Source organism: Streptococcus sp. 3874, assembly GCF_013276425.1.
In the GTDB taxonomy this organism is placed as follows: Bacteria; Bacillota; Bacilli; order Lactobacillales; family Streptococcaceae; genus Streptococcus; species Streptococcus pseudopneumoniae.
On the sequence record NZ_VMLA01000029.1, the window covers coordinates 1 to 13,110 of the forward strand.

Annotated in this window: 11 protein-coding genes and 1 pseudogene; 11 read left to right on the forward strand and 1 reads right to left on the reverse strand. The window is 41.0% G+C overall.

Annotated elements, in window-relative coordinates; genetic code table 11:
- The 11 genes and pseudogenes from HT703_RS03435 to HT703_RS03485 all read left to right on the forward strand — a co-directional run.
- A partial coding sequence (locus tag HT703_RS03435; protein ID WP_172929924.1) for an LPXTG cell wall anchor domain-containing protein occupies window positions 1–791 on the forward strand: 791 nt, incomplete at its 5' end.
- A gap of 336 nt (window positions 792–1,127) precedes the next feature.
- A complete protein-coding gene (gene tnpB / locus HT703_RS03440; protein WP_172929925.1) occupies window positions 1,128–1,478 on the forward strand; it encodes an IS66 family insertion sequence element accessory protein TnpB in 351 nt (116 codons plus the stop codon).
- Window positions 1,472–1,546: pseudogene (locus HT703_RS03445) on the forward strand (transposase); the annotation flags it as partial. The gene tnpB and the pseudogene HT703_RS03445, both read left to right, overlap by 7 nt.
- A gap of 235 nt (window positions 1,547–1,781) precedes the next feature.
- Window positions 1,782–3,059, forward strand: coding sequence for an ABC transporter permease (locus HT703_RS03450; RefSeq protein ID WP_054392898.1), 1,278 nt, complete (start codon window positions 1,782–1,784; stop codon window positions 3,057–3,059).
- A gap of 126 nt (window positions 3,060–3,185) precedes the next feature.
- Window positions 3,186–3,833: an ABC transporter ATP-binding subunit Vex2 gene (gene vex2 / locus HT703_RS03455; RefSeq protein WP_054392899.1), complete on the forward strand. Its 648-nt coding sequence runs from the start codon at window positions 3,186–3,188 to the stop codon at window positions 3,831–3,833.
- Between the two features lie 55 nt (window positions 3,834–3,888).
- Entirely contained in the window at window positions 3,889–5,268 is a 1,380-nt protein-coding gene (vex3, locus tag HT703_RS03460) for an ABC transporter permease subunit Vex3 (RefSeq protein WP_000902986.1), read from the forward strand.
- Window positions 5,269–5,565: 297 nt separating this feature from the next.
- A complete protein-coding gene (locus HT703_RS03465) occupies window positions 5,566–7,386 on the forward strand; it encodes a CAP domain-containing protein (protein WP_172929926.1) in 1,821 nt (606 codons plus the stop codon).
- Entirely contained in the window at window positions 7,349–8,110 is a 762-nt protein-coding gene (locus tag HT703_RS03470) for a hypothetical protein (protein WP_014017210.1), read from the forward strand. The genes HT703_RS03465 and HT703_RS03470 overlap by 38 nt, the downstream gene beginning before the upstream one ends.
- 264 nt (window positions 8,111–8,374) lie before the next feature.
- Window positions 8,375–9,031, forward strand: a complete 657-nt coding sequence (gene vncR, locus HT703_RS03475) for a response regulator transcription factor VncR (protein ID WP_000697964.1) — start codon at window positions 8,375–8,377, stop codon at window positions 9,029–9,031.
- Window positions 9,028–10,356, forward strand: a complete 1,329-nt coding sequence (gene vncS, locus HT703_RS03480; protein WP_001254965.1) for a sensor histidine kinase VncS — start codon at window positions 9,028–9,030, stop codon at window positions 10,354–10,356. The genes vncR and vncS overlap by 4 nt, the downstream gene beginning before the upstream one ends.
- A 140-nt stretch (window positions 10,357–10,496) precedes the next feature.
- A complete protein-coding gene (locus tag HT703_RS03485; RefSeq protein WP_001019001.1) occupies window positions 10,497–11,378 on the forward strand; it encodes a class II fructose-bisphosphate aldolase in 882 nt (293 codons plus the stop codon).
- A gap of 320 nt (window positions 11,379–11,698) precedes the next feature.
- Here the strand turns inward: HT703_RS03485 and HT703_RS03490 are convergent, their stop codons facing one another.
- On the reverse strand, window positions 11,699–12,889 hold the full coding sequence (locus tag HT703_RS03490; RefSeq protein ID WP_000835817.1) for a ferric reductase-like transmembrane domain-containing protein: 1,191 nt from the start codon (window positions 12,887–12,889) through the stop codon (window positions 11,699–11,701).
- Window positions 12,890–13,110: the final 221 nt, after the last annotated feature.

Consider the following 13,110-nt stretch of genomic DNA (forward strand, 5'->3'; position numbering starts at 1 on the left):
AAGCTGATACAGATGGCGATGGCTTGACTGATAAGGAAGAAGTAGAGAAAGGAACAGACCCTACTAAAGCTGATACAGATGGCGATGGCTTCACAGATAAAGAAGAAGTAGATAAGGGAACAAATCCGAAAGATCCAAACTCGAAACCAGAATCTAAACCAGTAGATCCATCAACTAAGGATACAGATAGTGTTAAAGATCCATCAGTAACATCAGTTAAAGATCCAAGCAACTTGACTGATGCAGAAAGAGCTAAGGTAGCCGAAGAAGTTAAGAAATCTAACCCAACTGCAACAGATGTTAAAGTAGGTAAAGATGGAACAATAACTGTAACCTTCCCAGATGGCTCAACAGCAGTAATTCCAGCAGCTAAAGCAGTTGAGAAAGCTAAAGATGCAGATAGTGTTAAGGATCCGTCAGCAACATCAGTTAAAGATCCAAGCAACTTGACTGACGCAGAAAAAGCTAAGGTAGCCGAAGAAGTTAAGAAATCTAACCCAACTGCGAAAGATATTAAGGTAAACAAAGACGGATCAGTAGTTGTAACCTTTGAAGATGGTACTACATCTGTTATTCCAGCAGATAAGACAGTTAAGAAATCAGATAGTTCAGTAGCAGTTAATCCAGCTACCAACCAAGATTCACCTGCTCAAGCACCAGCTGAGAAAGCAGGAGCGAAAGAATTGCCAAATACTGGTACAGAACAATCTAGCGCTTCACTTGCTCTAGCACTTCTTGCAGCAGCAACAGGGGGACTCCTTATCGCGAAAAAGCGCAAGGAAGAAGAGTAAGAAATTACTTTGATAAAATAATTCATAGGATAAACATTCTGTAAATTTAACGAAAATAGATTGGAACACTATGTTCTAGTCGCCCCCAAAAGGATAGCATCTCCGAGAGGAGATGTTATCCTTTTTTTACTAGTGAATCAAATGATATAGTGGATTGAATTTATAATAGTACGGTAAGCGCGTCATAACAAGGTATCTATCATTCATGGAGTTCCTCCTGTATACTATTCGTAAAGTAAAACTATTGGAAGATATTTTAATGCCACAACCTATTGTTCCTGTAGAGATTCCACAATCTCGAAATGATAGAAGAGCTTTTGGATAAGGTGTTGCTCTATGACAATTCATCTATCTAGCCTAGGGCAGGTCTATCTCGTGTGTGGGAAAACGGATATGAGACAAGGCATTGATTCACTGGCTTATCTCATTAAAACCCACTTTGAATTGGATCCTTTCTCAGGTCAAGTCTTTCTCTTTTGTGGTGGACGTAAAGACTGCTTTAAATCCCTTTACTGGGATGGTCAAGGATTTTGGCTACTATATAAACGCTTTGAGAGCGGCAGACTGACTTGGCCCAGTACAGAAAAGGATATCAAAGCTCTCACGCCTGAACAAGTAGACTGGCTTATGAAGGGCTTTTCTATCACTCCCAAAATAAATTCATCAGAAAGTCGTGATTTCTATTGAAAGACGGGCATCTGGTCCTTTCCAATAATCTAGCTGAACGCGCTATTAAATCATTGGTTATGGGACGGAGTAAAAGAGTCCAGTGGACTCTTTTAGCCTAAGAAAAACGTGGACTGATTTTGTGTTTGGATTATGACCTTGAACGACATGCTTTAAAAGTTAGTTGAATCGCCGTATGCCGAACGGCACGTACGGTGGTGTGAGAGGGACTAGAGATTATCCCCTACTCGATATTTTTTTTCGTATTTCATAAACATTTCATATTTGGGTTTTATAATAGTCTTACAAATATGGAGGTGACAAATGAATCCAATCCAAAGAGCTTGGGCTTATGTCAGCAGAAAACGACTGAGAAGTTTTATTTTATTTCTGATTTTATTGGTCCTATTGGCTGGAATTTCAGCCTGTTTGACGCTGATGAAGTCCAACAAAACAGTGGAAACCAATCTTTATAAATCACTCAATACATCTTTTTCTATTAAGAAGATAGAAAATGGTCAGACTTTCAAGTTGTCGGACTTATCATCCGTGAGCCAGATTAAGGGACTGGAAAATGTTTCTCCTGAACTCGAGACGGTCGCAAAACTAAAAGACAAGGAAGCGGTGAGTGGTGAGCAGAGCGTGGAGCGTGATGATTTGTTAGCTGCAGACAAAAACTTGGTTAGTTTAACAGCTCTTGAGGATTCATCTAAGGATGTAACCTTTACTAGCTCGGCCTTCAACCTAAAAGAAGGGCGACACCTTCAAAAAGGGGATTCCAAGAAAATCCTGATCCACGAAGAGTTGGCTAAGAAGAACGGTCTTTCGCTTCATGACAAGATTGGCTTGGATGCTGGTCAGTCAGAATCTGGCAAAGGACAAACTGTCGAGTTTGAAATCGTCGGAATCTTCTCTGGTAAAAAACAAGAGAAATTCACAGGCTTGTCTTCTGACTTCAGTGAAAATCAAGTCTTTACAGATTATGAAAGTAGCCAAACCCTTTTGGGCAATAGTGAAGCTCAAGTCAGTGCAGCACGCTTCTATGTAGAAAATCCTAAGAAAATGGACGGACTCATGAAGCAGGTAGAAAACTTGGCCTTGGAAAATCAAGGATACCAAGTCGAGAAGGAAAACAAGGCTTTTGAACAAATCAAAGATTCAGTTGCAACCTTCCAAACCTTTCTGACCATCTTCCTTTATGGGATGTTGATAGCAGGAGTAGGGGCCTTGATTTTGGTCTTGTCTCTCTGGTTGAGAGAAAGGGTCTACGAAGTGGGGATTTTACTAGCACTTGGAAAAGGCAAGAGCTCGATCTTCCTACAGTTCTGTTTAGAGGTAGTTTTGGTATCTCTTGGTGCCTTGCTTCCAGCATTTGCTGCAGGCAACGCCATCACATCCTACCTACTCCAAACTCTACTAGCAAGTGGAGAGCAGGCAAGCTTACAAGACACGCTAGCCAAAGCAAGCAGTTTATCAACCAGCATCCTATCTTTTGCAGCATCCTATGTTTTTCTAGTTCTGCTTAGTTGCTTATCTGTAGCCCTTTGTTTCCTATTCTTATTTAGAAAAGCGCCGAAAGAAATTTTATCATCTATTAGTTAATACTCTTTGAAAATCTCTTCAAACCGCGTTAGCTGTATCTGCAACCTCAAAGTTGTGCTTTGAGCAACCTACAGCTAGCTTCCTAGTTTGCTCTTTGATTTTCATTGAGTATAAGAAGGAGAAATCATGACTTTATTACAATTACAAGACCTTAACTACCGTTATAAGAACACTGCTGAGGCAGTCCTATATCAGATCAATTATCATTTTGAACCTGGGAAATTTTACAGTATTATTGGGGAGTCAGGAGCGGGGAAATCCACTCTCTTGTCCCTACTTGCTGGTTTAGATAGTCCTGTTGAAGGTTCGATTCTTTTCCAAGGAGAGGATATTCGTAAGAAGGGGTATTCCTACCATCGTATGCACCATATTTCCCTGGTATTTCAAAATTATAACTTGATAGATTATCTTTCTCCACTGGAAAATATCCGCTTGGTCAACAAAAAGGCAAGCAAGGATACACTGCTTGAGCTTGGTTTAGATGAAAATCAGATCAAGCGGAATGTTCTCCAGTTATCAGGTGGTCAACAGCAACGTGTTGCCATTGCTCGCAGTTTGGTCTCAGAAGCTCCAGTTATTCTAGCTGATGAGCCAACAGGAAATCTGGATTCTAAAACTGCTGGAGATATTGTCGAACTGCTCAAATCACTTGCCCAGAAAACAGGTAAATGTGTCATCGTCGTAACCCACAGCAAAGAAGTGGCACAAGCATCAGATATTACACTTGAGTTGAAAGATAAGAAACTGACTGAAACTCGAAATACTACGAAATAATACGAACTTTTTCTGTTCAAACTATAAAATAGAATAAAATCTAGAAAGGGAATCTATGTTACACAACGCATTTGCCTATGTTACAAGGAAGTTTTTCAAATCGATTGTCATCTTCCTGATTATTCTCCTCATGGCGAGCTTGAGTTTGGTCGGCTTGTCAATCAAGGGAGCTACTGCCAAGGCTTCTCAGGAGACCTTTAAAAATATCACCAATAGCTTCTCCATGCAAATCAATCGTCGCGTCAACCAAGGAACGCCTCGTGGTGCTGGGAATATTAAGGGTGAAGACATCAAAAAAATCACCGAAAACAAGGCCATCGAGTCTTATGTCAAACGTATCAACGCTATCGGAGATTTGACTGGATATGACCTCATTGAAACGCCAGAAACCAAGAAGAATCTCACTGCTGATCGTGCCAAACGTTTTGGAAGTAGCTTGATGATTACAGGTGTCAATGACTCCTCTAAAGAAGACAAGTTTGTCTCTGGTTCTTATAAACTAGTCGAAGGAGAGCACTTAACCAACGACGACAAGGATAAAATCCTCTTGCACAAGGACTTGGCAGCCAAACACGGCTGGAAAGTAGGGGACAAGGTTAAACTGGACTCTAATATCTACGATGCAGATAATGAAAAAGGAGCCAAGGAAACAGTTGAAGTGACAATCAAGGGACTCTTTGATGGTCATAATAAGTCAGCAGTAACCTACTCACAAGAACTTTACGAAAACACAGCTATTACAGACATTCACACTGCTGCAAAACTTTATGGATACACAGAAGACACAGCCATTTATGGGGACGCAACCTTCTTTGTAACAGCAGACAAGAACTTGGATGATGTTATGAAAGAGTTGAATGGCATCAGTGGTATCAACTGGAAGAGCTACACACTCGTTAAGAGTTCCTCTAACTACCCAGCTCTAGAGCAATCCATTTCTGGTATGTACAAGATGGCCAACCTCCTCTTCTGGGGTAGCTTGAGCTTCTCAGTCCTTCTCCTTGCACTCTTGCTTAGTCTTTGGATCAACGCCCGTCGTAAGGAAGTGGGCATTCTCCTCTCTATCGGTCTTAAGCAGGCAAGTATCTTGGGGCAATTCATCACCGAATCCATCTTGATTGCAATTCCTGCTCTTGTTTCTGCTTACTTCCTAGCCAGCTACACAGCTCGTGCCATCGGAAATACTGTCCTTGCCAATGTGACTTCAGGTGTTGCCAAGCAAGCCAGCAAGGCGGCTCAAGCCTCTAACCTTGGTGGTGGTGCAGAAGTAGATGGATTTAGCAAGACCTTATCGAGCCTAGACATTTCTATTCAGACATCAGATTTTATCATCGTCTTTGTCCTTGCCTTGGTTCTAGTGGTGGCCGTTATGACGCTTGCTTCAAGCAATCTCCTTAGAAAACAACCAAAAGAGCTTTTGCTGGATGGTGAATAATACTGATGCTAGACTGAAAAATGAGGCTAGCAACTGAAAGTTTTAAAATGATACATGAAGCAGAAAGCAGTGGTGAAAATCATTGCTTTCAGTTGCTTTCTTTGTACTTTAGTGTTAAATATGATATACTAAAGTTATGGAATTTATTAGAAAGGGGTTTCGCAACTTATATATGGAATTGTGCATAAAAATCTATAGATAAATCTGTAGAAGCCTATCCATATCGCAAACATAGGCTAGTAGACCTAGGCAGGGTCTACCTTGGAAAATATAGAATAGTGAGGAAAAATAAATATTATGAGACAAACAAATGTTAGAGGAAGCTTATCCCTCCGTGGTTTTAGAAAATTAAGAACGGGTGCAATTGTTGCGACAGGTGTGATTCTACTGGGGCTAGGCTTTTTAGCTCCAACTGTATCAGCCAGTGAACAAGATGGTGTTTGGGTAGCCAGAACAGTTGAGGAAGTGAAAGCTGATATTCTAAATATAGACAATTTATCACACTACACAATTAAGTGGGGAGATACATTGAGTGCTATTAGTGGGGCAACAGGGCTATCTGTTGATAGTTTGGTTGAGATAAATCGTATTGCAAATAGAGATTTGATTTTTGCTAATAATAAATTGTATTTTAGCGAAGAGGCTTTTCTAAAAGATGGAAATACAGAAGTAAAAAGACAGCGAGTGTCGATTGATAATTCTGGTAGTCGTCAAAGTTATGAAGTTGAAACAAAAACAGATACTGTAACTGGTGAACAAAGGACTACTGTTAAACAAACGACACCAGTAGCTGTGGAAATCCCAGCGGCGTCAGCAGAGAAAGCTGAAGAGTCAGTATTGCCGGCATCGAAATCAGAAACCTCAGTCTCAGTTGCGCCAAAAGCCGAAACAAGATCAGAAACTTTACATGCTCCATCTGCAGATACTACAATTGAATCAGGGAACTCAACTGAATCAAGTCCAGTAGTAGACAAGGCCCTTTCAAATATAGGGACAACAAATCAACCTGTAGTTTCAAATCCAAGTTCTGAAGCGCCAGCACCGAAAGTGGAAGAGCCAATGGTATCAGAACCAAAATCGGAAGCACCAGCGACCCCAGCACCAAAAGTGGAAGAACCAGAGTCACCGGCGCCAAAAGCGGAAGAACCAGCAACACTGGCACCAGAAGTAGAAGAGCCAACGGTATCAGAACCAAAAGCAGAAGCACCAGAGTCACCAGCGCCAAAAGCAGAAGAGCCAATGGTATCAGAACCAAAATCAGAAGCACCAGCGACCCCAGCGCCAAAAGCAGAAGAGCCAATGGTATCAGAACCAAGAGCAGAAGCACCAGCAGCGCCAGCGCCAAAAGCAGAAGCACCAGCGTCTCCAGCACCAAAATCAGAAGCACCGGTAGCTACAAGACCAACCACGGAAGATCCAGTAACACCGAAAGGGGAAGCATCGGCTGTACCACAAAAGGAGGTGCAGACTGTATTTAAATCGGAAGTGAGTCAAGCATCTGCTGGCAATGTTTTGGTGGGAATCAAAGGAGAATTTTTAACACCAGATCAACAAGCTATCTTAGATTCTCTTAATAAGATTCGTAAAGAGGCTTTTGAGGAGAAATTAGTAGATAAGTATGTTCCGATTAAGTGGTCAACACAACTGGAAAAAACGGCTCTTATGAGAGCTGCTGAGTCTTCTATTACGAATGCCCATGCTCGTCTCTCTGACAAAAATATTTGGACAGCTTTTCCGACTGGTACTAGAACATTTGGAGAAAACTTGGCGTGGAATTATAAAGGATTTGCAGAGGCGATTAAGCAATGGTACTCAGAAAAAGCCGATTATATTAAAAAATCAAAGGGTGAGACAGTTGCAGGTCAAACTGGTCATTATAAATCATTGATAAATCCTCTATATACTTATACAGGTCTTGGTGCATTTAATAACCCTCGTCATGAACATCACTGGATTACTGTTGCACAAATTTTAGGAGATAAGGTCGACTCGGAGGCTTTAGTTGGACAGTATGGGCCAGCAATTCAAGAAGCAGAGGTGACAGAATCTCAACTTTCCTCATTTAAAACAAAAGCTGATATTGTCGAAAACACATCTGATAGAAGAGACAAACAGTAAAGATGTTAATTCACAGGAAGCGTCTTCAGAAACAAGAGATGTAACATCGCACGGTAACGGAGCAACAGAGGAAGCAAAGACTGTAGAATCTACGGAAAGCACAGAGAAAAGCCAAGTAGAACCAGCTGAAAACACATCAGCTACGGATATGGCAGAAACAGGAAAAACATCTGTAGCTCCATCATCAGACTCAGAAAAAGTATTGACCACCACAGAAGAAACTGGAGAAGCGACTTCGTCTGATTCTAACTTAGTAAATTCACAAGAAAATAATTCTGAGACACAAGATGGAACAACAAATGCCACATCAGAAGAATCGTCAGAGTCAAAAGAAGCATCAGTTACCTCTGAAAGTGAGTCAACAGACACACAACCATCTGTAGAAGTAGGAACAGAAGAAACACTAGCTCCAAAAGACGCAGGAACAACAGTAGAAGCTGAAGAAGTTGTAACATCAGCTCCTCAAAAGGTCAAAGTCAATGTTTTTTATAACTTTGATAAAATGAAAGATATTGCAGGTTTTCTAGGAGATATCAATGGAACTCCTCTTGAAATCGCGGAAGGTTCAACAGATGATGAAGTAAAAGTGGCAGTCAAGAACCAAGTTGATGCTAAGAAAGAAGAGTTGGGCAAACGTGGCTATACTTTAAAAGAGGACTATGTCTATCAAGCTAATGGGAAAGATTATAACTACGTTGTAACATTTTCAAAAGCAGCTAAATAATTTTCATTCTATAGAGAGTGAAATGCAAGCAGAGAGAGCGATAGGCTCTCTTTGTTTTATCGAGTGGTCAGTTGCTTACAGACAAAAGGCCAGTAAGAGATTATAATAGAAAATAGAGTAGGTATTTATACTTTTCGAAAATCTCTTCAAACCACGTCAGCGTCGCCTTACCGTATGTATGGTTACTNNTGCGGCTAGCTTCCTAGTTTGCTTTTTGATTTTTATTGAGTATAAGAAAAATAAAAAATAGAGAGCAGTTAAAGTATGAAAATTTTAATTGTAGAAGATGAAGAGATGATCCGTGAGGGGGTCAGTGATTATTTGACGGATTGTGGCTATGAAACCCTTGAGGCTGCAGATGGGCAAGAAGCCTTAGAAAAATTTTCCAGCTATGAAGTAGCCTTGATTTTACTAGATATCCAGATGCCCAAGCTCAATGGTCTAGAAGTCCTAGCTGAGATTCGTAAAACCAGTCAGGTTCCTGTCTTGATGCTGACCGCCTTTCAGGATGAGGAATACAAGATGAGTGCCTTTGCTTCTCTGGCAGATGGCTATCTGGAAAAGCCCTTCTCCCTCTCCCTCTTAAAAGTGAGGGTGGATGCAATTTTCAAGAGATACTACGATACAGGACGAATCTTCTCTTATAAAGATGCCAGGGTGGATTTTGAGAGCTACAGTGCCAGTCTAGCAGGTCAAGAAGTGCTTATCAATGCCAAAGAGTTGGAAATTCTGGACTATCTGGTGAAAAATGAAGGCCGGGCCTTGACTCGGTCTCAGATAATCGATGCCGTCTGGAAAGCGACAGATGAGGTTCCCTTTGACCGTGTCATTGATGTTTATATCAAGGAATTGCGGAAAAAACTAGACCTGGACTGCATCCTCACTGTGCGCAATGTTGGTTATAAATTGGAGCGAAAATGAGACGAACAGGTTTATTTACAAAGATATTTATCTATACCTTCTCGATATTTAGTGTTCTGGTTATCTGCCTTCATTTAGCTATTTATTTTCTATTTCCCTCGACTTATCTGAGTCATCGTCAGGAAACCATTGGCCAGAAAGCGACAGCTATTGCCAAGTCCCTAGAAGGAAAGGATAGGCAGAGCATCGAGCAAGTGTTAGAGCTGTATTCCCAGACTAGTGATATCAAGGGGGGCGTTAAGGGCGAGATGACAGAGGACAAGTTAGAAGTCAAGGACAGCATTCCTCTGGATACGGACCGTCAGACCACCTCTCTCTTTATTGAGGAGCGTGAGGTGACAACGCAAGATGGTAGCACCATGACTCTCCAGTTTCTGGTTTCTATGGATTTGCAAAAGGAAGCAGAGCAAATCAGTCTCCAATTTCTTCCCTATACCTTGCTGGCATCCTTTCTAATTTCCCTCTTGGTGGCCTACATCTATGCTCGGACCATTGTTGCCCCGATCTTGGAAATCAAACGGGTGACTCGTAGAATGATGGAACTGGATTCCCAAGTGCGATTGCGCGTGGATTCTAGGGATGAGATTGGTGATCTCAAGGAACAAATCAATAGCCTCTACCAGCATCTTTTGACTGTCATTGCAGACTTGCATGACAAGAATGAAGCCATTCTCCAGCTGGAGAAGATGAAGGTCGAATTCCTACGAGGGGCTTCTCATGAACTGAAAACACCGCTGGCTAGTTTGAAAATCCTGATCGAAAACATGAAAGAGAATATCGGTCGTTATAAGGATAGAGACCAGTATCTGGGAGTTGCCTTGGGGATTGTGGATGAGCTCAATCACCATGTTCTGCAGATACTTTCCCTCTCTTCTGTGCAGGAGTTGCGAGATGATAGGGAAGAAATTGACCTCCTCCAGATGACACAAAGTCTGGTTAAGGATTATGCCTTGCTCGCCAAGGAAAGAGAGCTCCAGATTGACAATAGTTTGACCCATCAGCAGGCTTATCTAAACCCATCAGTTATGAAGTTGATTCTTTCTAATCTCATCAGCAATGCCATCAAGCACTCTGTTCCAGGTGGCTTGGTTGGCATTGGAGAAAGAGAAGGGGAACTCTTTATCGAGAATAGCTGTAGCTCAGAAGAACAAGAAAAACTAGCCCAGTCTTTTTCTGATAATGCTAGTCGCAAGCCCAAAGGGCCTGGGATGGGACTCTTTGTGGTCAAGAGTCTATTGGAACATGAAAAATTAGCTTATCATTTCGAGATGGAGGAGAATCGTTTAACCTTCTTCATAGCTTTTCCAAAAGTCGCCCAAGACTAGAGATAGAAAGGGTTTACATGGATGAAGCTAGAAGAAATTAAATCGAAACTACGGGAAAAACTAGATTTTTTTGTCAAAAAGTGATAAAATGAACAATGTAAATGGGGTGACCCATAAAAATATACAGGAGGCCTGATAAAATGGCAATCGTTTCAGCAGAAAAATTTGTCCAAGCAGCTCGTGACAACGGTTATGCAGTTGGTGGATTTAACACAAACAACCTTGAGTGGACTCAAGCTATCTTGCGCGCAGCAGAAGCTAAAAAAGCTCCAGTTTTGATCCAAACTTCAATGGGTGCTGCTAAATACATGGGTGGTTACAAAGTTGCTCGCAACTTGATCGCTAACCTTGTTGAATCAATGGGTATCACTGTACCAGTAGCTATCCACCTTGACCACGGCCACTACGAAGATGCACTTGAGTGTATCGAAGTTGGTTACACTTCAATCATGTTTGACGGTTCACACCTTCCAGTTGAAGAAAACCTTAAATTGGCTAAAGAAGTTGTTGAAAAAGCACACGCTAAAGGTATCTCAGTAGAAGCTGAAGTTGGTACTATCGGTGGTGAAGAAGACGGAATCATCGGTAAAGGTGAATTGGCTCCAATCGAAGACGCTAAAGCAATGGTTGAAACTGGTATCGACTTCTTGGCAGCTGGTATCGGTAACATCCATGGTCCTTACCCAGCAAACTGGGAAGGTCTTGACCTTGACCACTTGCAAAAATTGACAGAAGCTCTTCCAGGATTCCCAATCGTATTGCACGGTGGTTCAGGTATTCCTGATGAGCAAATCCAAGCAGCTATCAAACTTGGTGTTGCCAAAGTTAACGTTAACACAGAATGCCAAATCGCATTCGCTAACGCAACTCGTAAATTTGCTCGTGACTACGAAGCAAACGAAGCAGAATACGATAAGAAAAAACTCTTCGACCCACGTAAATTCTTGGCTGACGGTGTAAAAGCTATCCAAGCATCGGTTGAAGAACGTATCGACGTATTCGGTTCAGAAGGTAAAGCATAATCTAGCTGAATAATACAGATAAAACCTGCCTGTGAGGGTGGGTTTTTTGATTTCAAGCTACTCGTTTTAGTATAGTAAACTGAATCTAGACTAGAACAATGCTGCTTCTATAGCGTTTTGAAACTAGAACAGGACAATATAACTGCTAAAATATTTCTATAAATTCATTTGATTTTCCTAATCAATTTGTTCGTATCCTATTTCATTCCACTATAAAACATTCTTATCAATTGATTTGAATTCCAAAATTTCATCGCTCTGGTCTTATTTCATTTGGCTATAAAAAACTCTCCTGGGGAATCCCAGGAGAGTATGAGTACTTATTTGAACTTGAATCCTTCGTAAATAAGCTCTGCTTTTGGATTTTGTTTCTTAATCTGTTTGGCAAGTGTCTTCATCATAGAAAGGGGACCACACATATAGACGGTTGCATGTTCGGGCACTTCTTTTTGTTCAAAATTAAGATAGCCGTCTTTCGTACTGTCGATTAGATGGAGTTCAAAATTAGGATTTTTCTGAGCATAGTTACGGAGTAAATCTAGGTAGACTGCATTTTCATCTCCACGGAAGCTATAGTAGAAGTGAACCTGTTTATCTAAAATAGGATGTTCACGGATGTAAGAGATGAAGGGGGTGATCCCAATACCTCCAGCAATCCAAACCTGATTTTCTCGTCCTTCTTCTATGATCATGTGTCCGTAAGCTCTGTCTAGGGTTACTTTGCTGCCGGCTTGAAGATTATCATAGATATTATTGGTATGGTCGCCTGAATTTTTAACAGTAAAGTAAAGAGTTTGACCATGACCTCCTGAGATAGAAAAGGGATGCGGAGCACTTTCAAAGCCTTCTTGGAAAATCTTTAGAAAGGCAAATTGTCCTGATTGATAGTTGAAAGGTCTGCTAAGATGGATTTGAATTTCTCTAGTATCGTGATTTAAGCGTTTGAGATGGGTAATTTTCCCTAGATAGGGGAAGGAAATCTTTTGATATAGAAAAATGATATAAAAACCAGCTAGTAAGCCTAAAAGGGCATAGCTACCAACAAGAAAACTTAGAAGATTAAATGTAAGGAGACGATTGCCCATTATCATGTAGATGTGAAAGAGTCCTAAAATATAGGCTAGGTAAACCAGGCGGTGAATCCATCGCCAAGCTTCGTATTGGATGTATTTGCCTAAATAGGCGACAAGGATGATGCTGGCAAAGATATAGATGGCAAGATTACCAAACTGAGCAGCTAAGCGAGAGCCCCACAAACCGCCCATACTAAAGTTATGAAAGATTAGTAGGATGATTGAGAGAAAGGCTGTGAATTTGTGGACGGTGTAGACCTTCTCCAAACCGTGAAACCAGCTTTCTAGTAGTGGTAGACGAGTGGCTAGGATAAAAGTCAGAGATAGGCTTGTTAAAGCTAGTCCTGGAATCATGAATTGGGGAGAAGTGTTCATCCAAGTCAAAAGAGTCAAGATAAAACTAGCTATGATAAAGAGTAGTCCTTTGATTGATTTCATAGAAAATTCCATTTCATTTAGATTTCGATTTGTTGTAAATGAATTTGTTACATTTTATCATAGAAAATGTATGGTGTCAAATCTAGGTGTGTAAATCTCTGCTCTTATAAAAACTCTCCAATTGAACTGGAGAGTGGCTGTTTATACTCAATGAAAATCAAAAAGCAAACTAGGAAGCTAGCCCGCAGGCTGCTCAAAAACCGTTTTGAGGTTGTGGATAG

Excerpts from the sequence above, each read along its gene's own strand:
- tnpB (WP_172929925.1), top strand. The coding sequence starts at position 1,128 with ATGACAATTCATCTATCTAGCCTAGGGCAGGTCTATCTCGTGTGTGGG.
- HT703_RS03450 (WP_054392898.1), top strand. The coding sequence starts at position 1,782 with ATGAATCCAATCCAAAGAGCTTGGGCTTATGTCAGCAGAAAACGACTG.
- vex2 (WP_054392899.1), top strand. The coding sequence starts at position 3,186 with ATGACTTTATTACAATTACAAGACCTTAACTACCGTTATAAGAACACT.
- vex3 (WP_000902986.1), top strand. The coding sequence starts at position 3,889 with ATGTTACACAACGCATTTGCCTATGTTACAAGGAAGTTTTTCAAATCG.
- HT703_RS03465 (WP_172929926.1), top strand. The coding sequence starts at position 5,566 with ATGAGACAAACAAATGTTAGAGGAAGCTTATCCCTCCGTGGTTTTAGA.
- vncR (WP_000697964.1), top strand. The coding sequence starts at position 8,375 with ATGAAAATTTTAATTGTAGAAGATGAAGAGATGATCCGTGAGGGGGTC.
- vncS (WP_001254965.1), top strand. The coding sequence starts at position 9,028 with ATGAGACGAACAGGTTTATTTACAAAGATATTTATCTATACCTTCTCG.
- HT703_RS03485 (WP_001019001.1), top strand. The coding sequence starts at position 10,497 with ATGGCAATCGTTTCAGCAGAAAAATTTGTCCAAGCAGCTCGTGACAAC.
- HT703_RS03490 (WP_000835817.1), bottom strand. The coding sequence starts at position 12,889 with ATGAAATCAATCAAAGGACTACTCTTTATCATAGCTAGTTTTATCTTG.